Origin of the sequence: Mucilaginibacter sp. OAE612, from assembly GCF_041806395.1 — a bacterium.
GTDB lineage: Bacteria > Bacteroidota > Bacteroidia > Sphingobacteriales > Sphingobacteriaceae > Mucilaginibacter > Mucilaginibacter rubeus.
In genome coordinates this window covers 1,532,633-1,556,801 of the sequence record NZ_JBGMUW010000001.1, presented here as the reverse complement: position 1 = coordinate 1,556,801, position 24,169 = coordinate 1,532,633, and the positions used below count along the sequence as shown (strand labels likewise).

Annotated in this window: 24 protein-coding genes; 16 read left to right on the top strand and 8 right to left on the bottom strand. The window is 42.3% G+C overall.

What is annotated here, in order from left to right; translation table 11 throughout:
• Nucleotides 1-5: 5 nt before the first annotated feature.
• Nucleotides 6-449 (bottom strand): KTSC domain-containing protein, encoded by a 444-nt coding sequence (locus tag ABID99_RS06515; protein WP_373613234.1) that lies wholly within the window; start codon nucleotides 447-449, stop codon nucleotides 6-8.
• Between the two features lie 276 nt (nucleotides 450-725).
• Between ABID99_RS06515 and ABID99_RS06510 the strand changes: the two genes are divergently transcribed.
• The 3 genes from ABID99_RS06510 to ABID99_RS06500 all read left to right on the top strand — a co-directional run bounded on the left by ABID99_RS06510 (nucleotide 726) and on the right by ABID99_RS06500 (nucleotide 4,333).
• Nucleotides 726-1,451: an RluA family pseudouridine synthase gene (locus ABID99_RS06510; protein WP_090526425.1), complete on the top strand. Its 726-nt coding sequence runs from the start codon at nucleotides 726-728 to the stop codon at nucleotides 1,449-1,451.
• Nucleotides 1,452-1,543: 92 nt separating this feature from the next.
• Nucleotides 1,544-2,986 carry a hypothetical protein gene (locus ABID99_RS06505; protein WP_354484081.1) on the top strand — a complete coding sequence of 481 codons (1,443 nt, stop codon included), beginning with the start codon at nucleotides 1,544-1,546 and terminating at the stop codon, nucleotides 2,984-2,986.
• Nucleotides 2,987-3,322: 336 nt separating this feature from the next.
• The gene (locus ABID99_RS06500) at nucleotides 3,323-4,333 is read left to right on the top strand and encodes a glutamine synthetase beta-grasp domain-containing protein (protein WP_090526420.1); all 1,011 of its coding nucleotides are present in this window, start codon (nucleotides 3,323-3,325) and stop codon (nucleotides 4,331-4,333) included.
• Between the two features lie 84 nt (nucleotides 4,334-4,417).
• On the opposite strand, the gene ABID99_RS06495 is transcribed toward ABID99_RS06500, so the two are convergent.
• The 3 genes from ABID99_RS06495 to ABID99_RS06485 form a co-directional block, all read right to left on the bottom strand.
• The gene (locus ABID99_RS06495) at nucleotides 4,418-5,395 is read right to left on the bottom strand and encodes a zinc-binding alcohol dehydrogenase family protein (protein ID WP_090526418.1); all 978 of its coding nucleotides are present in this window, start codon (nucleotides 5,393-5,395) and stop codon (nucleotides 4,418-4,420) included.
• A gap of 73 nt (nucleotides 5,396-5,468) precedes the next feature.
• Nucleotides 5,469-6,053 (bottom strand): Crp/Fnr family transcriptional regulator, encoded by a 585-nt coding sequence (locus tag ABID99_RS06490; RefSeq protein ID WP_373613233.1) that lies wholly within the window; start codon nucleotides 6,051-6,053, stop codon nucleotides 5,469-5,471.
• Between the two features lie 2 nt (nucleotides 6,054-6,055).
• Nucleotides 6,056-6,502: a gamma-glutamylcyclotransferase family protein gene (locus ABID99_RS06485; RefSeq protein ID WP_354484083.1), complete on the bottom strand. Its 447-nt coding sequence runs from the start codon at nucleotides 6,500-6,502 to the stop codon at nucleotides 6,056-6,058.
• 115 nt (nucleotides 6,503-6,617) lie between these two features.
• Here ABID99_RS06485 and ABID99_RS06480 point away from each other — a divergent pair, with 115 nt between their 5' ends.
• From ABID99_RS06480 to arsB, 11 genes are all read left to right on the top strand, one after another.
• On the top strand, nucleotides 6,618-7,976 hold the full coding sequence (locus ABID99_RS06480; protein WP_176627665.1) for a glutamine synthetase family protein: 1,359 nt from the start codon (nucleotides 6,618-6,620) through the stop codon (nucleotides 7,974-7,976).
• Nucleotides 7,977-8,149: 173 nt separating this feature from the next.
• On the top strand, nucleotides 8,150-9,187 hold the full coding sequence (locus ABID99_RS06475; protein WP_090526410.1) for a hypothetical protein: 1,038 nt from the start codon (nucleotides 8,150-8,152) through the stop codon (nucleotides 9,185-9,187).
• A gap of 50 nt (nucleotides 9,188-9,237) precedes the next feature.
• Nucleotides 9,238-10,107 carry an HAD-IIA family hydrolase gene (locus ABID99_RS06470; RefSeq protein WP_373613232.1) on the top strand — a complete coding sequence of 290 codons (870 nt, stop codon included), beginning with the start codon at nucleotides 9,238-9,240 and terminating at the stop codon, nucleotides 10,105-10,107.
• 266 nt (nucleotides 10,108-10,373) lie between these two features.
• Nucleotides 10,374-11,426, top strand: a complete 1,053-nt coding sequence (locus ABID99_RS06465; RefSeq protein WP_090526406.1) for a UDP-glucose--hexose-1-phosphate uridylyltransferase — start codon at nucleotides 10,374-10,376, stop codon at nucleotides 11,424-11,426.
• A gap of 43 nt (nucleotides 11,427-11,469) precedes the next feature.
• Nucleotides 11,470-12,636, top strand: coding sequence for an aldose epimerase family protein (locus tag ABID99_RS06460; protein WP_373613231.1), 1,167 nt, complete (start codon nucleotides 11,470-11,472; stop codon nucleotides 12,634-12,636).
• Between the two features lie 89 nt (nucleotides 12,637-12,725).
• Nucleotides 12,726-13,127 carry a hypothetical protein gene (locus ABID99_RS06455; RefSeq protein WP_373613230.1) on the top strand — a complete coding sequence of 134 codons (402 nt, stop codon included), beginning with the start codon at nucleotides 12,726-12,728 and terminating at the stop codon, nucleotides 13,125-13,127.
• Nucleotides 13,128-13,242: 115 nt separating this feature from the next.
• A complete protein-coding gene (locus ABID99_RS06450; protein ID WP_373613229.1) occupies nucleotides 13,243-13,728 on the top strand; it encodes a hypothetical protein in 486 nt (161 codons plus the stop codon).
• 148 nt (nucleotides 13,729-13,876) lie between these two features.
• The gene (locus ABID99_RS06445; RefSeq protein ID WP_091162165.1) at nucleotides 13,877-14,206 is read left to right on the top strand and encodes a helix-turn-helix transcriptional regulator; all 330 of its coding nucleotides are present in this window, start codon (nucleotides 13,877-13,879) and stop codon (nucleotides 14,204-14,206) included.
• A gap of 40 nt (nucleotides 14,207-14,246) precedes the next feature.
• Entirely contained in the window at nucleotides 14,247-15,089 is an 843-nt protein-coding gene (locus tag ABID99_RS06440) for an arsenite methyltransferase (protein WP_373613228.1), read from the top strand.
• Between the two features lie 7 nt (nucleotides 15,090-15,096).
• Nucleotides 15,097-15,522: an arsenate reductase ArsC gene (locus ABID99_RS06435; protein WP_188832753.1), complete on the top strand. Its 426-nt coding sequence runs from the start codon at nucleotides 15,097-15,099 to the stop codon at nucleotides 15,520-15,522.
• Nucleotide 15,523: 1 nt separating this feature from the next.
• Nucleotides 15,524-16,609: an ACR3 family arsenite efflux transporter gene (gene arsB / locus ABID99_RS06430; RefSeq protein WP_373613227.1), complete on the top strand. Its 1,086-nt coding sequence runs from the start codon at nucleotides 15,524-15,526 to the stop codon at nucleotides 16,607-16,609.
• Nucleotides 16,610-16,680: 71 nt separating this feature from the next.
• On the opposite strand, the gene ABID99_RS06425 is transcribed toward arsB, so the two are convergent.
• From ABID99_RS06425 to gatB, 3 genes are all read right to left on the bottom strand, one after another.
• Entirely contained in the window at nucleotides 16,681-17,370 is a 690-nt protein-coding gene (locus ABID99_RS06425) for a response regulator transcription factor (RefSeq protein ID WP_022831601.1), read from the bottom strand.
• 106 nt (nucleotides 17,371-17,476) lie between these two features.
• On the bottom strand, nucleotides 17,477-18,622 hold the full coding sequence (locus ABID99_RS06420; RefSeq protein WP_176627673.1) for a TlpA disulfide reductase family protein: 1,146 nt from the start codon (nucleotides 18,620-18,622) through the stop codon (nucleotides 17,477-17,479).
• On the bottom strand, nucleotides 18,623-20,092 hold the full coding sequence (gene gatB, locus ABID99_RS06415) for an Asp-tRNA(Asn)/Glu-tRNA(Gln) amidotransferase subunit GatB (protein WP_188832754.1): 1,470 nt from the start codon (nucleotides 20,090-20,092) through the stop codon (nucleotides 18,623-18,625).
• A gap of 285 nt (nucleotides 20,093-20,377) precedes the next feature.
• On the opposite strand from gatB, the gene ABID99_RS06410 reads away from it, so the two are divergent.
• The gene (locus tag ABID99_RS06410; RefSeq protein WP_176627675.1) at nucleotides 20,378-20,890 is read left to right on the top strand and encodes a hypothetical protein; all 513 of its coding nucleotides are present in this window, start codon (nucleotides 20,378-20,380) and stop codon (nucleotides 20,888-20,890) included.
• A gap of 227 nt (nucleotides 20,891-21,117) precedes the next feature.
• On the opposite strand, the gene alaS is transcribed toward ABID99_RS06410, so the two are convergent.
• The gene (alaS, locus tag ABID99_RS06405) at nucleotides 21,118-23,757 is read right to left on the bottom strand and encodes an alanine--tRNA ligase (protein ID WP_373613226.1); all 2,640 of its coding nucleotides are present in this window, start codon (nucleotides 23,755-23,757) and stop codon (nucleotides 21,118-21,120) included.
• A 137-nt stretch (nucleotides 23,758-23,894) separates the two neighbouring features.
• On the opposite strand from alaS, the gene ABID99_RS06400 reads away from it, so the two are divergent.
• Nucleotides 23,895-24,095: a hypothetical protein gene (locus ABID99_RS06400; RefSeq protein ID WP_090526381.1), complete on the top strand. Its 201-nt coding sequence runs from the start codon at nucleotides 23,895-23,897 to the stop codon at nucleotides 24,093-24,095.
• Nucleotides 24,096-24,169: the final 74 nt, after the last annotated feature.

Below are 24,169 nucleotides of genomic sequence, written 5' to 3'. Positions count from 1 at the left end.
GATAATTAAGCCGAAGCAACCAGTTTATTTACACTGCGATATACAAACTCGTTAAAAATATGCCTGCGGGCAAACCGGCCGGGCGAATCAGCATTGATCAGTTTGATATAAACGGCTTTGGGCACGCCAAAATATTCATACACATTACCATCAAGAAAAGTAACTTTCAGTACCTGTTGCTTATACTCAAAATCGGCTATGTTTGATAACGTTGTGGTAGCTGTATAATCAGGCAAAGTTTGAGCACGGGTTTCAGGTGCAATGCTTACCAAAAAATGATAAGCTTCAATAATTGTTTTACTCTTCTCTTCTGCCTCTGCCCTGTTGTCGTCCTGAAACCTGTCGGGGTGCCAGGTTTTCATCATGCTTTTATAAACCGAACGTAACTCGCTTAACTCTGCATTTTCGGTCACGTTCAGGAGTTTCCTGTAGCCGCCAATTTTTTTCATTGTTTATTTAATTCTTTTTTATTGTCGATGAAGGGATTACAGGCAAAAAAGCGCTCAGCACCACCATGAAAATAACGGCGCGAAGGTACACTTTTTTAACGAGGAAAAACAGGAAGTTTTATTTATTAAACAATGATGATATGGAGTAAATATTAGCTAAAACTTTTATTAACATTCAACTTAATTCCTTACCCTGTTTGCAACTTTAATTTAGCAGCATAAATGAATAAAATACGGTGGCAGCTGTTTAAATTATAAACCGTATTTTTGCGGGCTATGAAGTTTCCCAAATTTGCCGATCTGATACTGTTTGAGAACGACGACGTTATTGTTGTGAACAAACCGCCTTTTATAAGCTCACTTGATGAACGGGGCGAAGGCAGCAGCGAGATCAGCATGTTAAGGCTGGCTAAGGCTTATTGGGACGATGCGCAGATCTGTCATCGCCTTGATAAAGAAACATCCGGCGCGCTTATTTTTGCAAAAAATCCCGAGGCTTACCGGTCGGTTTCCATTCAGTTTGAAAAGCGTAAGGTTAAAAAAGTATATCACGCGGTTATTGACGGCACACATACTTTCGATAACCTGCTTGTTGATTTGCCTATATTAAATGTTGGCAAGGGCAGTGTAACCATCAGCAGGCAGGAAGGCAAGCGTGCCGAAACCTGGTTTCAGTCGTTAAAATATTATAAACATTATACTTTGGTTGAATGCCGCCCGGTTACAGGCCGTATGCACCAGATCAGGATCCACCTGGCTACACAAAGAGCCTCCATAGCCGGCGATGAGATGTATAAGGGCGAGCCTGTTTTTCTCTCTAAAATAAAGCGCAAATATCATTTGGGTAAAGATCAGGAAGAGCTGCCTATCATGAAGCGCTTTGCCCTGCATGCTTATGAAGTAACATTTCGTATCAATCCCGAAACCGAAGTTACCATCCATGCTCCATATCCTAAAGACTTTGAAACGCTTTTGAAGCTGCTTGATAAATTTGACAGTTAAAATTAAATGGTACAAAGTATTTGAAATTATCATGCGCCAACGTATTTTTATGCTCCATGCCGCGTAGCTTAAAAAAATTCCTCTACTGTTTTTTGCTGGTAATATTTGGTGTGAGCTATTCAAAAGCTGATCCTTATATATATCTTCCTGAAGACAGTCTTGTTCATTTTTTAAAGATCCAGAACAGGGATCTTCAGGATAAAAAACTGGTTAATTATATTAAGCTCCGCTTTCAGCAGGGGCCCGTAAATACAATCCCGCAGGGTAAAAATGAAGTTTATAAGGAGCTTGATAAATACGATGTGGGCGATAAGGAAGCTTTAAAATACTTTATTGAAAGCATTATTCAGAAACGCTTTTTAAAACTCCCCGAAGCTGAAAGTGCTATGGTTAAAGCCATTAATCAGGCTTCAAAGAACAAAGCCGATTTTTTGCTTTATTCGTTTATTAGCCATCTTGCTTTTATTCAAACAGATAAAGGCAACCCAATAGGCGCTATATACAGTTACGGCCTGGCTCAAAAACAAGCTTTAAAACTTAACGATCCGCTATTGCAGGTATTCTTGAACATCAATATATCCGATCTGTATTACAAACTCAACCTGTATAGCCAGTCATTATATTACCTTAACCAGGCATTCCATATCAAGGAGGAAAATAAGATAAAGGACGACAGATTTTACACGATAATAAGCTATAACAAGGCCGAGAATTTTTTTAGGATGAAAAACCTTGATTCGCTGCAGCGATGTCATGATGATTTAATGGGGCCAAACAACAAAAGTTATAAACTATTCAGCTACCAATATCGTACTGCCTATTATATATCGCTGTTAAAACATGATTATAACAAAGCTATAACACAAATCAAAAACCTTCAAAGGGACAAAAAATATGTACCTAACGATGTTGAGAAACAAAATCTGGCCGATGCTTTTTACCTGAACGGACAACCGGATTCGGCAAGCGCTATAGCTAACCAACTGCTCGCGCTTCCATATTCTGATAATCACCCTGAAATAAAGCATCATCTTTATCAATTGCTTGGAAAAATAGCCCGGGACAGGGGCGATTACAAACTGGCTGTCGAGAATTTTGACCTTGCATTGAAACAATCAGAAGAGAGCCTGAATAATACTACACAGGTGGGCAATGTATCGGCGCAAATAAAAATTGATAAAATTGAAACCTCGTTTACCGATACTGCCGAAAAATACAGGCGCGAACGCCTTATTTTGATCCTCATCAGCATTACCACAGTTTTCATGTTTGCTGTTATTGCCCTGTTATATCGCAGCGCCAGGCAAAAACGGCACTATGAAAAATTACTATATGATACCAAAAAAAACGAGCTGGCTTTTATCAACTCGCATGAGGTACGCAAACATCTTACCAATATATTAGGCCTTGTTGAGCTGATGAGCGAAAGCAAAGACAAAAAAGAGGAGTTTTTACAGGTAGAAAAGCATCTTTACGATTCGGCCACCAGGCTCGACGACGCTATTAAGAACATATCAGAAAAATTAAGCGACTAAGTTCCTGTATCAATAATTTTTATCTCAGCCTTACCGGAAGAGGCAAGTATATCTGCTTGTATTATACCTGCAAGGCTACCCCGTACACGCACATTTGCATTATTGATAAAAAACAGCCCTTATTCATTTCCGAAAATATGAAATTGTTAAAAACACAGTTTTACAGACCCTTTTTTACAGGTTTGCAGCTATAATTAACGTGTTATTGAAAAAAAATACAAAATTTCTTAACATTTGCAATGAATTTTGTAAAAATAATTTAAATTCGCCTTAATAATTATTGAGATTAATACAAAAACTATAATTAGAACCCCAACTTTACAAATTAATTAAAAAATGGCAACGAAACTCGAGTACATTTGGCTTGACGGCTATAAACCAACACAAAGCCTGCGTAGCAAAACAAAAATCGTTAAAGAATTTAGCGGAAAAGTAGAAGATTTAGATAACTGGAGCTTTGACGGTTCTTCAACTGAGCAGGCACCAGGTGGTTCATCTGATTGTATCTTAAAGCCAGTTTTTGTTGTTCCAGATCCGCAAAGAAAAAGCGCTTACTTAGTAATGTGCGAAGTATTAAGTGCTGATGGCAAACCACATGAATCAAACGGCCGTGCTACCATCGCTGATGATGATAATGATTTCTGGTTCGGTTTTGAGCAGGAATACTTCCTGTGGGATCCCGCAACAAACAAACCACTTGGTTTCCCTGCAGGTGGCTACCCTGGCCCGCAAGGCCCTTACTACTGTTCAGTAGGTGCAAACAATGCTTTCGGTCGCGAAATTGTTGAAGAACACTTAGACGTATGTTTAGAAGCAGGCTTAAACGTTGAAGGTATCAACGCTGAGGTTGCTGCCGGCCAGTGGGAATTCCAAATCTTTGCTAAAGGTGCTAAAGAAGCTGGTGACCAGATCTGGGTTGCACGTTATTTATTGGAAAGAATTGGCGAAAAATACGGAGTTGCTGTTAACTGGCATTGCAAACCGCTTGGTCAATTAGACTGGAACGGTTCTGGTATGCACGCTAACTTCTCAAATACTACTTTACGTACTGCAAACAGCAAAGAAATTTTCACAGCTATCTGCGAGTCTTTCCGCCCTGCAGTTGCTGAGTGTATCGCTGTTTACGGCGCTGATAACGATCAGCGTTTAACCGGTAAACACGAAACAGCTTCTATCCATGACTTTAGCTATGGTGTATCTGACCGTGGTGCTTCTATCCGTATCCCTCTGTACGCTGTTGACCACAACTGGAGCGGTTACCTGGAAGATCGTCGTCCTAACTCAGCTGCCGATCCATACAAAGTTGCTGCTGTGATCATCAAAACTGTAAAATCAGCTAAGCTTTAATCCCCCTAATAAATAGTTATTATTTTATCCCCCGGTTTATAACCGGGGGATTTTTTGTACCGGGATATTATGCTTTGAAATGCCTCAATTGTCGATTATCACCACAAGGCGTTGCCCGTTAGGCACTTCCAGGTTCCAGAGTTCGGCAATATCTGCTAAATTCACCTTAACAGTATCTCCTTTTAATTTACCTGCAGCCGCAAGCGCAAACATCTCCGGTAAAATCTCCCTAAAAAGTTCACCTACCTGTGCTTTTGACCATGCGCCAAGTCCCGACCCTGTTAACTGAAGATCAGCACTTCGGAGGGTTGCCGCCGAAAGCTGTACAAGATCTCCGGCCATACTACCTACAGATACATATCTTATTTTATTGGTAAATGAACCGTTACCCTTTAAGCAAGTAAGGATCATTTCGGCAGTATGCCCCCATAAATAGTCTATGACAATATCTATCGGTGTTTGCGAATGTACTGCTGATAACCGTGCTTTAAAGCCGTCATCATCCTGCGTTAAGGAAATAGTCTCATCGGCCCCAAGTGCCAACAGTTCGTTAAGGGATGCTTTGTTTCTACCGGTTGCAATTATTTTTTTTGCACCGTAGTGTTTGGCAATCTGTACGGCTACACGCCCGGTAAAGCCGGTGGCGCCATTGATAAGCACAACATCTCCGGGTTTGATATTGGCCTTAAATTTAAGTCCCATAGCGGCGCCAATAACTGCATTTGGCAAAGCGGCCGCAACGGCATCATCCACACCATCAGGTATTTTCACCATCCTGTTTTTATTTATAACAGCCTTTTCTGCCAGCATACCGCTTACACCTATACTATATACGCGTTTCCCATCTTCAAGAACACAAACACCGTCGCCACCAATTACACGACCGTTTTCATTAAGTGCATCGCTCGAATAATGCTTGCCCGATGCCCTGCTTTTGTCAAGATGTTTAATAGCTACTGCTTTTACACTAACCAATACTTCGTCGGGGTTTTGAACCGCCGGTTCAGGAAAATCTGTATATTGAGGTAGCCCTCCCTGTTGATACATTACTGCTGCTTTCATGTTATTTTTCTTTTTTTGATAACACAAAATTAGCCAGGCATACAAACCGGGACGATAACATATGTTATCAAGTTCAGAAATGCGATTTGCCTTTTGCCAGTTTGCTTTTTATGCGGCTTAAATGTACTTTGCTTACACCCAGATACGAGGCAATATAATGCTGAAGTACTCGCTGTATGATATGCGGCCTCTCGTTTAAAAGAAGCTGATAGCGTTGTTCAGGTGTATCGCGAATAATGGAAACAAACTCATTAATGTAATGCATTTGCCGCCGGGCCGTCATCTGTAATATCATTTGTGCAAAATCGGGCTCGTGGCTTAACTCGTCCATTAATTGGGAAACATACTGCCTGGGCAACAGATAAATAACCGATGGTTCAATAGTTTCGATTGTGAACGAGCTTGGCACGTTGTTTACAAAACTATCGAAAGAACTTAACCCTTCATTTTCAAAGAAAAATTGTACCGTTTTATCATCACCATTGTTATTGAAAAATGTTCGTACACAACCTTTTTCAATAAAGATATAATGCTGAGATATTTTGCCTTCCTGAAGTAACACTGTTTTAGCCGGTACCTCCATGCGTTTCTGAAATGGCAGGTATCTGTCCCAATAGGCATTCAACTTCGGAAATCTATCTTTGAAATGAAAAAACATCGTTATTTAAATGGCTGCTTAGCAACATTATTTTTGACAGAAGTATCTTTTAAATATTGGATATAGTCACCCGTGGTAATCTCATTATAAGCGGCTACAGGTAAATTATAAAGATAGATCCAACACTCCATGATATCATTAGTGGTATAGATGCTCACCGTTTCCCTTATATATTCATGCGGATGTTGGTATAACCCACCGACACCTTCATAATCGTCAATTACCTTTAATATAATGTCGGGGTCATCCATCATAAAAATACTACCGTAAATGTAGCGTTCTTCAGTATTACCGATCACTGCGCCAGGATATTCGCCAATATCATAAAGTCGCCCTCTTATTCTTCCGTCACCTATAAATTTACAGTGTTTATTTAGATACGCTGCAAACTCATTGCCGGGCTGCAGCAATGTGCCATACACAAATAAAAATTGACTTGTTGTTTCCATAAATAGCTCAAACAAAGGTAAGCGCAAACGCGTATTATACACGCACAGGCTATTTTTTTATAGTTTAAGCCATAATAGCTATCTTGCTGCACCTTAACCGGCCATACTTTATACCATGAACACAGAAGAGATCAAAGCGTATATAGAACAGAATAACATCCAGAAAATAAAATTCGCCTTTGCCGATATTGATGGCATTTTGCGCGGTAAGGTGATCCACCCTAAAAAATTTATTGATGGATTGCAAAGTGGCTATGGCTTTTGCGATGTGGTATTTGGCTGGGATAGCAGCGATGTTTGTTATGATAACGTACAGTTAACCGGCTGGCAAAGCGGTTACCCGGACAAACTTTGCCGTATTGACCTGTCGACCCTGCGTAATGTGCCCTGGCAGGATGATATCCCCTTTTTTTTAGCCGATTTCAGCAAACCCGACGGCAACGACTTGCCGGCCTGTCCGCGTAGCCTGCTCAAACATGTTAAAGCGCAATGTGATGAGATGGGCTATCACGCCGAATTTGCACAGGAGTTTGAATGGTTCAATTTTAAAGAAACACCGCAAACCCTTGCCGATAAAAAGTTCACTAATATTGAACCGCTCACACCGGGCATGTTCGGCTATTCTATACTGCGTACATCAGAAAACAGCGATTTTTATTATGATCTGTTTAATCTGCTTACCAAATTCAATATCCCGATTGAGGGCCTGCATACCGAAACTGGTCCGGGAGTATATGAAGCTGCCATATTGCATGATGAAGTTTTAGCTGCCGCTGATAAAGCAACCCTGTTTAAAACCGCAGTTAAAGAGATAGCCTATAAACACGGCATTATAGCGTCATTCATGGCCAAATGGACTGAAACGCTGCCAGGCTGCAGCGGCCATATCCACCAAAGCCTGTGGACTAAAGATCAATCAAAAAACCTGTTTTACAACGCCAATGATGTAAACAAAATGAGCGACCTGCATAAGCATTACCTTGCAGGCCAGCTATATTGCATGCCTTACCTGTTGCCTATGTACGCGCCAACCATCAACAGCTACAAACGCCTTGTTGAAGGGGCCTGGGCACCCACTACCATAACCTGGGGCGTAGAAAATCGCACTACCGCGTTACGTGTTATCAATACCACCGAAAACTATACCCGCCTGGAAACCCGCATCCCGGGTTCAGATACCAACCCATACCTGGGCATGGCTGCAGCACTGGCTTCGGGCTTGTACGGTATTAAAAACAAGCTTGAGCTAAATATTAAGCCAACAACAGGCAATGGTTACCAGGACAAACGTAATGGTGTACTATGGCCAAACCTGCATACAGCCGCCACGGCAATGCAAAACTCCGACTTGGCCAAAGAGCTCTTTGGCGAAGGTTTTGTTGATCACTTCACCCAAACCCGGCTGTGGGAATACCGCCAGTTTGCCAAAAGCGTTACCGACTGGGAGTTGAAGAGGTATTTTGAGATTATATAATCTGAACCGGAAGGATGTCTGAACTCGAATTAAACGAATTTTGGGAATGAGTAGAATTTAATATTCTGTTTAATTTTTTAATTCGAAAAATTCGGGTTCAGACAATATATTTACACCCTTAATTATAAACCGAATGCTGCCAATGGCGTAACTTTGCCGGTAGATACATACAAATGGACTATTCTTTTATTATCCGCAAGGCCTGGGAAGGGTATGACGCGTCAAAAACCATCCGTGATATTGAAGATATCAGCGCTATGGTTTCAACCAATCACGTGTACCGCATTACGTTTGATGACGATGATATTATCATAGCCAAACTCTCATACTTTGGCAAGTTCGAACATTTTAAGGAGGACCACCGCATTATTCAAACGCTGGCAATTAACCTGCTTTACCCGTTTGAGAATTTCCTGGCCCGTTCTTTACAAAAAAATAACCGCGTTTACATCTATCATCATAAACACGGCAAAACCGATGCCTGGGTGGTTTTCTATAACCCCACACGTATTTTACAGCGCCTGCCACGCCGGTTAGAAGAAAACCATATTAAAAAACTTGGTCAGCAGGTTGGCAAATTCCATAAAGCCTGCTCAAGGGTTAAAAATGTGCTGCCAAAATCGTCAAAGACCTTACGCACCGATATCTGGGCCTTGCAGCAACAAATCGAGAGCAACCCAAAACAATTTGGTACCGGCATGCAGGCCGACTTTTTAAAATACCACTGTGAAACCTTTTTGAAAAACCGCTCCAAATACAACATGAGCTCGTTCGAGATCATTCCTGTATTTATCGACTGGAATATCGGCAACTTTTCGGTAACACCTGATCTTGAGCTTTACTCGCGCTGGGATTATGATTGGTTCAGGATGAGTTACCGTTTGCTCGATTTTTATTTCTTCAGTCGCGTAGTTTCTGATATTGGCGACCGTACCGTTTTCAGCTACGTGATCAACACTATGATGGAAGACCGATTCATTATTTTTTTAAAAGAATACCATAAAGTTAACCCGCTTACTGCCGATGAGATCCGCTTTTTAAAAGAAGCTTATCGTTTTTTTATCCTGAATTACGTAATTAAAGATGGTAAGCACTTTTTTAGCGAACAATATGCCAAAAAACTACAGGCTGAAGCTTTTGACATCTATTTACCATCGGTAGACAGGGATTTTGATGCCGAAAAGATCATTGAGGCCTTAAAATTAAAATAGGTTAACTATCTTTCAGGCTTATTTTATAAAAAGCCCTAAAACAGATAAGCATGACCAGGATAGACAACTTTAAATCCATAATTGATAAATACGAAGTTGTTTTTTTTGATGCTTTTGGGGTTTTGAAAAACTATGGCGGCCTGCTTCCGGGTATTGAACGCACTTTTTCTTACCTGGCAGAACAAGGTAAGGAGTATTATATTGTAACCAACGATGCATCACGAAGCCCGGTGCAATTAGCCGAATCCTATACCACCAAAGGATTGGCCGCCATAACGCCCGACAGGATCATATCATCGGGCATGCTTACCAAAGAATATCTTGACCTGAAGGTGAACGACGGTATCGTAGCCTATTTAGGCACGCCCGATTCTGCCCATTACATTGATAGCTCTGGGCTGCATACATTGCCTATCAGCGAAGTAAACGAAAGCAATATTGACAGGGTTAACGCGCTGGTGTTTTTAGATGACGAAGGTTTTGACTGGGGACGTGACCTGAACAAATCAGTTAACCTCATGCGTAAGCGCACCATTCCGGCCATTGTAGCCAATACCGATCATGCCTATCCGCTAACCAAGCATGATGTATCTATAGCCATAGGCGGCTTAGCCAGTATGATAGAAAAAATTGTGGGTAAAGAGTTTATTCGTTTCGGTAAGCCTGATTCGCAAATGTTCATGTTTGCCTACGATCTGCTCCGCGAGCGCAGGCCGATCAGTAAAAGAGATATTGTAATGGTAGGTGATACCCTGCAAACAGACATTTTGGGCGGCAATAAATTTGGTTTGGATACTGTACTGGTGCTATCCGGTAATACCCAGGCCAAAGACGCCGAAAACCGCATCACTGCCACCGGCATTGTGCCAACTTATATCTGCGATTCGGCAGTAGTGGAGGCCGGTGGATTGGGATTCTAAACTTCCAAAGCATGTCATTGAGCGAAGCGCGGCAGCCGCAAGGAAGCATAGCCGCCTGTACAGAATGTTGTTGCTTCGTCGTTCCTACTCGTATGGCATTCCCCCCTCCTTTCTACAAATACTCTCAATCTTTCTACCGTAACTATTTATTTTGAAAAATTTGTTTTAAATGTATGGTTTACATTTATTTTTACCAACTTTGAAATCGCTAAGGTATAACTGTCTACCTTACATGTATAAGCCAATTATTACCTGATTTTAAACTAATGGACACAAATTTTGATCTTAAAGAGCATCCTCACAGTAGGTTAAACATTTTAACAGGCGACTGGATCCTGGTATCGCCGCATCGTACAAAACGCCCATGGCAAGGCAAAGTTGAGGCTACACAAGCCGATGACCGCCCGCAGTATGATCCGGCCTGTTACCTGTGCCCCACAAACAAAAGGGCCGATGGCAGCGAAAATCCCGATTATAAAGGAAGCTTTGTGTTTACCAATGACTATTCATCGCTGTTGCTGAATACGCCGGATGGCGGTTTAAATGAAGAAGAACTGCTGGTAGCTAACAGCCAGAAAGGTATTTGCCGGGTAATCAGTTTTTCGCCGAGGCATGACCTCACCCTGCCCCAGATGACCACCAAAGAGATCAGCAAAGTGGTTGACGTATGGCAGTCGGAATTTGAGGACCTGGCTTCTTATCCGTGGATCAAACACATCCAGATCTTTGAAAACAAGGGCGATATCATGGGCTGCAGTAACCCGCATCCGCATGGGCAAATCTGGGCGCAAAACAGCCTGCCGGTTGAAGTAGCTAAAGAAACCCAGCAGCAAAAGCTGCATTTTGAGCAAAAAGGAACAAGCCTTTTAGCCGATTACCTTGCATTGGAACTTAAAAAGCAGGACCGCATAGTTTTTGAAAATGAACATTTTGTTGTGCTTGTACCATTTTGGGCAGTTTGGCCGTACGAAACTATGATTGTAAGCAAAAGGCATGTAACAAGCATTTTATACTTTACCGGGCAGGAAAAACATGCCCTTGCCGACGCTATCAGGAGGCTCACCATCAGGTATGATAACATGTTTGAAACATCGTTCCCTTATTCGGCTGGTATGCACCAGTCTCCGGTTAACTCGGGCGATCATCCCTACTGGCACTGGCATATGCATTTTTACCCGCCGCTGTTACGTTCGGCCACGGTTAAAAAGTTTATGGTAGGTTATGAGATGCTTGCCAATCCGCAACGCGATATCACAGCAGAGTTTGCTGCTGAAAAATTGCGTGGTTTAAGTGAGATCCATTATAAAACGAAGGAATAATGAAAAAAAGCTATTTTTAAACCAAACTATAACCAACCTATTTATGAGAAAATTAATTAAAGGTATTTATTTAACAATTTTACCTGCTTGTAGCCTATATTTGGCTGCCTGTAATCAAAATTCAACCTCACAGAAAAACACTACTATGGCGGATAGCACCCAAACCACTGCATCAGCATTCGAAAAAACAATCGATGGTAAACAAACCCATTTATTTACCCTTAAAAACAAAAACGGCATTATTGCCACCATCACCAATTATGGCGGCCGTGTGGTAAGCTTATTAGTACCCGATAAAAATGGCAAGTTAACCGATGTTGTTTTAGGTTTTGATGATGTGGAAGGTTTTGAAAAATCAACCGAACGTTATTATGGCGCTACCATTGGCCGTTACGGCAACCGTATTGCCAAAGGCCATTTTAAAATAGATGGTAAAGATTATCAATCATCAATTAACAATACGCCCAATATGCTGCACGGTGGCAAACACGGTTTCCAGGAAGTGGTGTGGGATGGTAAAATGATCGATTCATCTACCGTAGAGCTTACCTATCTTTCAAAAGATATGGAAGAAGGCTTCCCCGGTAACCTCAATGTTAAAGTAATTTACAGCCTTACCGAGGATAACTCATTTAAATGCCAGTACGAAGCTACTACCGATAAAAAAACGGTTGTTAACCTTACCAATCACGCGTTCTTTAACCTCAATGGCGAAGGCAGCGGTACAATCCTCAATCATTTGGTACAGATAGATGCTGATAATTATTTACCGGTTGATGCAGGCTTGATCCCTACCGGGAAACTTGAAAAAGTTGCCGGCACTCCGTTCGATTTCACTAAGCCCGAAACCATAGGCAAACGTATCAACGACGACAATGTGCAGTTAAAAGATGGCAAAGGTTACGATCACAACTTCGTACTGAACAAACATGACCTGAGCACTCCAATTGCGACTGTTGTAGGTGATAAGAGCGGTATCAAAATGGAAGTATTTACCGAAGAACCTGGCTTACAGTTTTACAGCGGTAACTTTATGCAGGCTAAAAATGCAATGAAACGCGGTATTAAAGATGAGTACCGTACTTCATTCGCGATGGAAACCCAGCATTTTCCTGATTCACCAAATCAGCCGCAATTCCCTTCTACGGAATTGAAACCCGGCGATACCTATAAAACGCAATCGCTTTATAAGTTTTCGGTAGTAAAATAACTGAACACTTTTTTTATACAAAAGTCCTGCCCAACGGCGGGACTTTTTGCTTTATATTAGTTCCTGATATATATATATATATATACAAAATGAGCGCCTGGCGAAAAAGGGCAATTGAATGCCTCCCTGCTTTAAAGAGAGAATTTGAAGACCCCGAAACGTCTATTTACGGCGTTTTTATGGAATTATTACATGCAACTGTTGCTGCACATCGCGATAATGACACCATGCAGCTCAAAAAGAACTATGATTTTGCCGAATGGTGTTTCAGGCAAAAATCCGATAACCTATGGAATGCCGCCGGAGTATCTTTTTATGAACATCTGGGTGATAAGACCGAAACACTTGAGGCTATACATCTATGGGTTAGACGGGATATCTACACCGAAATCAGGCTCCTCCTGGAACAAAGACTTGACGAAGCTACTTTGAAAGCTATAGATGGTTTATACGACCTGCAAAAAGGCAAGGTAAAACACAGCTATTCCTGATTCGGATGTTTTATTCACTATAATGTTTTATTAAGCGAATTTAAAACAAACCTAAAATTTTTGAGGTTAGATAGTTAATTAATTAACAATTTGTTTACCTATCCATAAAAACATTATGAGTAATAATTCAACGCAACCCGAAGAAAAGGGATTTTTCGAGAAGGTTAAGGAAACAATTGAAAGCCTTTGGGAAGGCACAAAAGATACAGCCGAAGACGTAAAAGAAGCAGCCGAAGAAAAAATAGAAGATATCAAGGAAAAAGTAACCGCTAAAAAAGCCACGGTTACCAAAAAAGCAGCGCCAACTAAAACCGCAGCGGCTAAAAAAGCTGACGTGGTAACCAACAAAGCAAAAAAAGCAGTTTCTGAAGTAAAAGCCAAAGCCGAAACCAAGGCTAAAGCCATTACCACCAAAGCAAAAGATGAAGCAGCAACCGCTAAAAAAGCTGCAGCTGACGTAAAAGCAAAGGCAGCAACTAAAGCAAAAGCTATTACCACAAAAGCCAAAACTGAAGCCACGGAAGCTAAAAAGGCCGTAGCATCGAAAACTGCTAAAGCAGCTACCAGCGTTAAAAAGAAAGCGGCAGCTACAGCTAAGTAAGATTGCTAATTTTCAGACCTGCGAAGTTTTAGAAACTTCACAGGTCTTTCTCTTTCCGAATTTACTTCATCAATCAACATCCAGCCGAAAATTAAATTGTAAAAACTATTGACAGTAATTTAATTAATCGTAATATTGCAATATAATTATGGGGATCACTAAAACAGAAATATTTACCGACGAGCAGAACAAGCTGGCTGTGCAGCTTAAAGCTATCGCCCATCCGGCCCGTATTGCCATCCTACAGCTTATTATCGAAGCTAAGGCTTGTATCTGCGGCGATCTGTCATCTGAATTAGGGCTTGCCCAACCCACGGTGTCCCAGCATCTTAAAGAATTAAAGAATGCAGGCCTTATACAGGGTACTATTGAAGGTGTAAGTGTTTGCTACTGCATTGAACCCGAAGCCTGGAAAAACCTGAATGATGAGTTAAATAAACTATTCTCATCGTACAAAGACTTCAATAATTGCTGTTAAAATTTTTTGGTCACATTAATCGTAATATTGCAATACACAAATGAAAACAAACGAGGAATTAAAAGAATTGGTAAAGCTGAAATACAGCGAAATCGCCTTACAGGATAAGGATACCAATCAATCATCATGCTGCGGGGCTGGCGGATGTTCAACCGAGGTTTACAATATCATGAGCGAAGATTATACCAAACTGCAAGGTTACAATGCCGATGCCGATCTTGGTTTAGGCTGCGGTTTGCCCACGCAATTCGCCCAAATTAAAAAGGGTGATACGGTAATTGACCTCGGCAGCGGTGCAGGCAATGATTGCTTTATAGCCCGCTCCGAAACCGGCGAGACCGGCAAAGTAATAGGGATTGATTTTACAGACGCTATGATTAGCAAGGCCCGCGAAAACGCCGACAAACTTGGCTTTAATAATGTGGAGTTTCGTTTGGGGGATATCGAGCATATGCCGGTAACTGCCAACGCGGCCGATGTAATTGTAAGCAACTGTGTATTAAACCTGGTGCCTGATAAAAACGCTGTCATTAAAGACATTTACCGCGTATTGAAACCCGGGGGCCACTTTAGCATTTCGGATATTGTATTGACCGGCAGCTTGCCCGAAAAGATCAGGACAGCCGCCGAAATGTATGCAGGCTGCGTATCAGGGGCCGTTCAAAAAGAGGAATACCTTGAGCTCATCAGCAAAAATGGTTTTGTCAATATCATTGTGCAAAAAGAAAAAGCCATTATTATTCCTGATGATATTTTAAGCAATTACCTATCGGCAGATGAAATTAACGAATTTAAAAACGGCAACGGCGCTATTGTAAGCGTCACCGTGTATGCCGAAAAACCCGAAACAAAAGTATGCTGCGAACCAGGCTGCTGCCAATAAAACAATTATGAAAAATATATTAGTACTATGCACAGGCAATAGTTGCCGGAGTCAGATAGCCGAGGGATATTTAAAGCATTTTGCGGGCAGTAAAGCAAACATATACAGTGCAGGCATTGAAACACATGGCGTGAACCCCAAAGCTATTAAAACCATGGCCGAGGATGATATTGATATTTCCAACCATACCTCAAACCATGTGGATGAATACGCCAACGTTGCTTTTGATTATTTAATAACCGTTTGCGATAATGCTAACGAAGCCTGCCCTTACTTTCCGGGGGATGTGAAACGTTTTCATTACAACTTCCCGGATCCGGCCAAAGCCCGCGGCACCGAAGATGAAGTAATGGGCGAATTCAGAAAAGTACGTGAACAGATCAAAGCGTACACCCAACAATTTGTAGAACAGCATTTAACCGAAGCGCAATAATATGTCTGCCAATAATTGCACTCCGGCTGTTGAACGAAAACGGCTCGGTTTTATTGATCGCTATCTCACCATCTGGATTTTCCTGGCCATGGCTATAGGCGTTGTAACAGGGTATTTTATACCCTCATCGTCCGATTTTATCAATTCGTTTTCGAGCGGGACTACTAATATTCCGTTGGCGATCGGCCTCATATTAATGATGTACCCGCCGCTTGCTAAAGTAAAATATGAACAGATGGGCAGGGTATTTAAAGATGTAAAGGTATTAAGTGCCTCGCTTATTTTAAACTGGATAATAGGCCCTATCCTAATGTTCATTTTAGCTGTCGTTTTCCTGCGCGGTTACCCAGGATATATGACAGGACTAATACTGATTGGGCTTGCTCGTTGTATTGCCATGGTTGTAGTATGGAATGAACTTGCCGATGGCAGCCGCGAATATGCCGCCGGTTTGATAGCCCTGAACAGCATTTTCCAAGTACTTTTATATAGCGTATATGCTTACATTTTTATAACCGTACTGCCGCCGTTGCTCGGCTTTAAAAGTCTCCAGGTACATATTACCATGCTCCAGATTGCCAAAAGTGTGGGCATCTATCTCGGTATTCCTTTTGCCGCCGGTATTATTAGTCGCTACACATTGATCAAACTAAAGGGCGAGGGCTGGTTTCAGCAAAAATTTGTTCCTTTTATTTCACCCATAACCCTTATTGCGCTGTTGTTTACCATTATACTGATGTTTAGCCTCAAGGGTAGGCTTATAGTGCAAATCCCTATGGATGTGGTTCACATTGCTATACCGCTGGTATTTTACTTTGCAATTATGTTCATGCTTAGTTTTTTCATCGGCAAATATTTTGGTGCTGATTATTCAAAAAGTACCTCCATTGCCTTCACAGCTACCGGCAATAATTTTGAGCTCGCTATCGCGGTATCTATTGGTGTATTTGGTATTAACTCAGGGCAAGCCTTTGCAGGGGTAATCGGCCCGCTGGTTGAGGTGCCGGCACTGATAGCGCTGGTTAACGTGGCATTTTGGCTTCGCCGAAAATACTATCGTAATGAAGTTATAGCCAAAGCAGATTAATTACAATGCCAATAAAAAAGCGATTGGACAATCCAATCGCTTTTTAATATCACTCCCTTCGGGCCGGGGGCTTAAGCCTCAAACTTATAACCCACACCCTTCACAGTAGCAACGCAATCGTCGCCCAGTTTTTCGCGTAGTTTACGGATGTGTACGTCGATGGTGCGGTTGGTAACCACTACCGAATCTTCCCAGATGTTTTTAAGGATCACCTCACGGGTATAAACTTTACCGGGTTTTGAAGCCAGCAGGTACAACAGCTCAAATTCTTTTTTGGCCAATACAACTTTAACACCGTTTTTATAAACCAGGTAAGCTTCGCGGTCGATAACCAGGTCGCCTATTTCCAGTTTATTATCAATTACGTCTTCGGCAGGGGCATTACGACGAAGTATGGCGTTTATACGGCTAACCAGCGCGCGTGGCTTGATAGGTTTTGCAATGTAATCATCGGCACCTACGTTAAAACCGGCAATTTCCGAATACTCTTCGCTGCGGGCTGTTAAAAACACCATAAAGGTATTTTTAAACTCGGGCATGGTGCGCATAATGCGGCATGCTTCTATCCCATCCATTTTAGGCATCATGATGTCAAGTACAATCAGATCAGGCAGGGCCTTTTTTGCCTCGGCAACAGCTTCCTGGCCGTTACGTGCTAAAAACACCTGGTAACCTTCCTTTTTGAGGTTATACTCAATCAGTTCTAAAATATCCGGTTCATCATCAACAATAAGTATTTTCTGTTTTGCGGTGCTGCTCATGTTGCGTTAAATTTTTTGTATAAAAGTATACGCTTTACAACAGCTAATAGTTAAGTTAATATTAACAAATTGTTAAACGTTACCTTATATTAACCCTAAGTTGAGGCTATTTAAATGTTTTATTTAAAAAAGCTTCAAGATCGGCGCCTGTAATATTTTTGGCAACAATATTTCCCTGCGGATCGATGATGAAATTTGAAGGAATAGCTTCAATATGGTAAAGCCTTTCTGTAGGGCCTTCAAAGCCGTTTAAATCCGAGCCATGCGCCCAGGCAAGTTTATCATCGCTGATGGCTTTTTGCCATGGTGCTTTGTCCTTATCAAGCGATACCCCTAAAATATTAAAGCCTTTATCTTTAAATGCATTGTACTGTTTAACCACATTTGGATTTTCCTGGCGGCAAGGCTGGCACCATGAAGCCCAAAAATCAATCATTACATATTTGCCTTTGTAATCAGACAAATTAATTGGCTTGCCATCAATACCGTTAACGGTAAACTCGGGCGCTTTATGACCAAGGGATATCGGCTTAGCCTTATCCATTTGCGCGATAAACTTTTGCACGGTAGGGTTATCTTTAAAATCGCCCCTGATTTCATCGGCAAATTTAATAAGCTGGGCTTCGTATTTGGTAGGATCGAGCGTGGTAGCTGCATAAAAGCCCGCAAGCGATTTTTTATTATCGTTCACAAATTTTAAAACCGCTTCGCCGCCTTCATTCACATTCTTTAAAAATATAGGCATATATATTTTTAGCAGCGAATCATTCCGCTCACCGCGAGATTTTTCCTGGTATTCGGCGAAAAGCTTAGCATTTTTATCACCGTAAAGATTACTGATGCGGTTAAACTCCTTTATCTTATCCGAATCATCAGAACCTTTGATAGTATACTCGTGGTTTTTATTGTTATTGTCTGTCTCGAATTCAATATCGTCGCCATTTTTAGCAATGAAATCGTACAGGTTTTCGCCCTGCATTTCGCCACCCTGCGGACCAGTATTGCCTACCCTAAGTTTAAACAAGTTTGGATAAAGCGCTACATGCTTAAACTCAAACTTACCACCCTCGCCTAACGAAGTAGAATCAACAACCTTTAAGCCCGAGCTATCGGCCTCAATCAAATAAACAGCTTTAAGGTTACCCGGATTTTTGATAGTTCCCGAAACACTAAATTGTGATTCGTTTTTACAAGAGTACATGCCCGCGCTAAGCAATAACAACGCGCCGGCAGCCAGATTTTTAACTTTCATTTACTTAGCTTCTAATTCCTTTATCAATAGCTGGTTAGTTTTCTGTGGGTCGATCTTCCCTTTTGAGCTTTTCATGATCTCGCCCATAAACAGGCCCAAAACGCCCTTTTTCCCCTTTTGGTATTCCTTAACCTTATCAGGATATTTGGCGATGGCATCCTTTATAAAACGGGTTACATCATCACCATCGGCACTGATCAGCAGGTTAAGTTCCTTAGCCAGATCATCCGGTTTTTTGCCGGGTTCTTTGATCATGGCAGGAAATAATTTGTGCGAAGCTACAGAATTATTTATCACCCCGGTGTCAATTAGTTTGATGAGGGCGGCAAGGTTTTGCGGCGTAACAGCAAAGTTACCAATGGTTTGGTTATGATCATTCAGGTATGAGCGTACAGCACCCATCAGCCAGTTAGCAGCAGCTTTATAATGATCGGTATATTTTATCAGCGATTCAAAATAAAAGGCGGTGTCCCTATCGGCAGTGATAACCGAGGCGTCATAAGCGGTTAAGCCCAATTGCTCGGTGTATTTATGATACAACTGACCGGGTAGCGCCGGCAAGCTTTTACGGACGTTTTCCACATACTCATTGGTAAGCTTCAAGGGTGGCAGGTCCGGCTCAGGGAAATAGCGGTAATCGTTGGCCATTTCTTTTGAACGGAGTACTGAGGTCTCGCCTGTATCGGCGTTAAAGTTCAGCGTATTCTGATCGATGTGGCCGCCGGCTTCAATAATGTTTACCTGGCGAGCAAACTCATGCTCAATAGCACGCTGCACGTTACGGATGGAGTTAAGGTTTTTTACCTCGCAACGGTTACCATAGGCAGTTGCACCTTTAAGCCGCACCGAAATATTAGCGTCGCAGCGCATGCTGCCCTCTTCCATGTTACCATCGCAAATATCAAGATAGCGGAGAATTTTACGCATTTCGGTCAGGAACTGACCAGCCTCTTCGGCGCTGCGCATATCCGGTTCAGATACGATCTCCACCAGCGGTACACCGGCGCGGTTCAGGTCGATAAGTGAATCGGCGTGGTGCTGATCATGCATACTTTTCCCGGCATCCTCTTCCATATGAATGTGGTGCAGGGCTATGTTCTTTTCAGTGCCATCGGCCAGTTTCACGGGCACATAACCGTTAAGGCAAACAGGCGCCTGGTCCTGACTAATCTGGTAGCCTTTGGGCAGATCGGCATAAAAATAATTTTTACGGGCGAAGCTGTTATTCAGGTTGATAGTGCAATTACAGGCCAGGCCCATTTTAACGGCATATTCAACCGCTTTTTTATTAATAAAGGGCAAAGTGCCTGGATGGCCCAGCGATACCGCGCTAACATGGCGGTTAGGTTCGGCACCAAAGGCAGCCGAATCTGCCGAGAATATCTTACTTGATGTAGATAACTGCGCGTGTACTTCGAGGCCTATCACCAACTCGTACTTTTCAGCTACCCCGTCTGCGAGAACTGTCATAAAAATAAAAATTCAGCTATGATTTTACTGATGTATAAAAGTCAAATATATAAAGATTAATACAGTAACAACACCATTTGCTTTTAAAACAACGGTAAAAGTGCAATTATATAGTTGTAAGGTAGGGGTTATAGAGATTATAGCAGATGATTGGAGATCAGTTGATGGGAATATTCAATTCAAAACATGCCTGTCATCAGCATGATTAAACTTTCTGTATCCTCCGCTGTCTATTTATTTGTCAGGCACAGAAATTGAATAAGTGTTCATATTTAGACAGACACCATGAAAAAATTAATTTTAGGAATGCTTGCAGGATGTTTTTTACTTGCAGCTTCGGTTACCAGGACAAATGCACAGGTAAGTGTAAATTTAAATGTTGGCTTATGGAACCCGCCCGCCGAATATGCGGGTATTAATTATTACTACTTACCCGATGTAGAAAGCTACTATTATGTCCCTACTCATCAATATGTTTATTTGGATGGCGGAAACTGGGTTTGGAGGCGATCATTGCCGCCACGCTATGCCAGCTACAACATTGCGACAGGTTACAAAGTGGCCGTAAACCGCCCAAGAGCGTATACCTATTTTACACACGACCGTGACACCTATGCCCGCTACCGCGGTACAAAGAATGTTATAGTGCGAGATAACTATCGCACCAGGGTAATGAACCGCACACATGTGGTTAACCGTACCAAGGTAGTAAACCATTACCAAAAGCCGCATAAAACCGTAGTAAAACGTACCCGCGTAGTTGAACACCGTGGACAAAAAAATGGTCACCGCCATTAATTGTCCAACAGGCTTTCCCCTAAAAAGTATATAAATAAAAAGACCGCTCAATAAAAGCGGTCTTTTTATTTATTAGATTATTTATACACCAGGTCATGGGAATTTGGATATCTGGTTTGAACTGTGAAATGCTATTTGTTATAGAGGGCTTGTCACCCTGAGCCCGTCGAAGGGTCGCGCAGAGGCCCTACCCACCATGCTTCGACAGGCTCCGCATGAAAGCCTTTTTACCCCGCAAAGCTCCTCGCCTTCACCAATACATTATCCAATCCGCTTACATCACTGCCACCTGCGGTAGCGAAAAACGGCTGACCGCCGCCACCGCCTTTAACTTCTTTAGCCAGCTCTTTTACGATGTTACCGGCATGCAGACCTTTTTCCTTCACCAGGTTTTCGGCAATCATTACGGTAATGCTCGGTTTGCCGTCGAAATCAGCAACCAGTACCAGGAACAGGTTCGATACGATATCCTTAAGCTGGTAAGCCAGGTTCTTAACCGCATCGGCATTGGGCAGGGCTACTTTTTGGGCGATGAAATTGATATCGCCAATAGCTTCGGCCTTTTGAGCCAGCTCAGTTTTTAAGCCTGATGATTTTTCAAGGATCGATTTCTCGATCTCTTTTTTTAGCTTAGCATTTTCGTCCAATAATCCTTCAATACTTTTTGATAGATCTTTTGGATTTTTAAGCAGCTCCTTTAACTGGTTAACCAAAGCGTTTTGGGTAACGATATATTTTTCGGCAGCAACACCGGTAATAGCTTCAATACGGCGAACACCGGCAGCTACAGCACTTTCGGCAATAATTTTGAAGAAACCAATTTGCCCGGTAGCTTTCACATGTGTACCGCCGCAAAGCTCCTTACTAAAGTTGTCATCAAAAGTAATTACACGCACATACTCGCCATATTTTTCACCAAACAGGGCGGTTACACCACTGGTAATAGCTTCGGCATACAATACGCTGCGCTCTTCTTTAAGCGGAATATTTTCGCGCACCTTTTGGTTTACGATGGCCTCGATCTGCGCCAGCTCCTCATCGGTAACTTTAGCGAAGTGTGAAAAATCGAACCTCAGGTAATCGGCATTCACCAATGAACCTTTTTGATTTACGTGGCTACCCAAAACCTGTTTCATGGCTGCATGCAGCAAGTGCGTTGCCGAGTGGTTACTGTTGGTTTGGCTGCGTAAGGCGGGATCAACAATAGCCGTTAAAGCGTCGTCAATATCCTGCGGCAGTTTATCAGTGAAGTGAACTATCAGGCCGTTCTCTTTCTTGGTGTCCGTTACGAGGATGATCTCTCCATCAGGGAAAACCAGTTCGCCCTTATCCCCTACCTGGCCACCGCTTTCGGCATAAAAAGGCGTTTTATCCAGCACCAGCTGGTATTGCTCCTTGCCCTTAGCGGTTACCTTACGGTATTTTACAATATGGGCAACGGTTTCGGTTTCATCGTACCCGGTAAACTCAACCGATTCATCGTCTTTTAATACGATCCAGTCACCGGTATCAATAGCAGTGGCAGCGCGGGAGCGGGTCTTTTGCTCCTGAAGAGCGGCTTCAAAACCCTCCATATCTACTGTCCAGCCAATTTCGCGCGCCATCAATTCGGTAAGATCGATAGGAAAGCCGTAGGTATCAGATAATTCAAATGCGAGGGCGCCACTTAAAACTTTATCATTATTGCCGCTCACGCTTTTATTAAAATAGCTTATACCCTGCTGCAGTGTTCTTAAGAAAGAAACCTCCTCTTCCAAAATCACCTTCTGCACAAAATCCTTTTGCGAAAATAGCTCATCAAACACCCCCTTAAACTGTCCGGCCAATAACGGCACCAACTGATTAAAGAAAGGCTCCTTAAAACCTAAAGTTTGATAGCTATAACGCACTGCCCTACGTAAGATCCTGCGGATCACATACCCCGCTTTGTTACTTGCAGGCAATTGACCATCAGCAATAGCAAAGCTTATGGCACGAATATGATCGGCCAGAACACGCATAGCCACAGCATCATTCCAATCGGCATCGCCGGGTTTGGCGGCACTGTTATATTTTTTGCCCGATTTTTCGGCAATAAACTGGATCATCGGCTGGAAAACGTCGGTATCATAGTTGGATGTTTTACCCTGTAATACACGTACCAACCGTTCAAAACCCATCCCGGTATCCACATGTTTGTTGGGCAATGGTTGCAATACACCACCTTTAAGGCGGTTGAATTGCATAAATACATCATTCCAGATTTCGATAACCTGGTCATGGTCGGCATTAACTAAATTTGCACCGCTTACTTCGGTACGCTCATTATCCGGGCGGCTATCAAAGTGGATCTCTGAACAAGGACCACACGGACCAGTCTCGCCCATTTCCCAAAAGTTGTCTTTTTTGTTACCACGGAGAATATGATCTTCCGCTACATACTGTTTCCACAGTTCGTAGGTTTCGGTATCAGCTTCGAGGCCTTCCTTTTTGTCACCTTCAAAATAGGTAACGTACAGGCGGTCTTTAGGCAGCTTGTACACCTCGGTAAGCAGCTCCCAGCTCCAGGCAATGGCTTCTTTTTTAAAGTAATCGCCAAAGCTCCAGTTGCCCAGCATTTCAAACATGGTGTGGTGATAGGTATCGATACCCACCTCTTCCAAATCGTTGTGCTTGCCGGACACGCGTAAACAACGCTGCGTATCCGCCACGCGCGGGGCTTTCGGTGCCGCCTCGCCTAAAAATATATCTTTAAACTGGTTCATCCCCGCGTTGGTGAACATCAGGGTTGGATCGTTTTTAATTACAATTGGTGCCGAAGGAACGATGGTATGTCCCTTTGAAACAAAAAAATCAAGAAAAGCCTGTCGTATTTCGGTAGCAGTCATAGGAAGCAAAGATAGGATTTTCAATTATTTCGGATATCGGATTTTCGATTTCGGATTTATTTATTGATTATAGCTGATTTACCCTCCCATTCATCGATACAATTAAACAATTTACCTTATTTGCTTTAAATTTGTTTATGGAAACTTTAAGAGTTGATATTCAAAACGAACAGGAGAAGCGAGTACTCCTGGCTTTTCTTGACAGTTTGGATTATAATTATCGCATAGATAATGAAAACGACGCTGTGCTTGAACAACAGGCTAAAGACCTGGCCAGCCGCAAAGCTGATTTCCTGGCAGGCAAAGCGTCTTCCCTGCCCTGGAGCGAAACCAAATAGCCATACGATACAGATTTAGCGGACATTAAAAATAATTACTGATGCAATTATAGAGCGGGTTGAAAAAAAGTCCG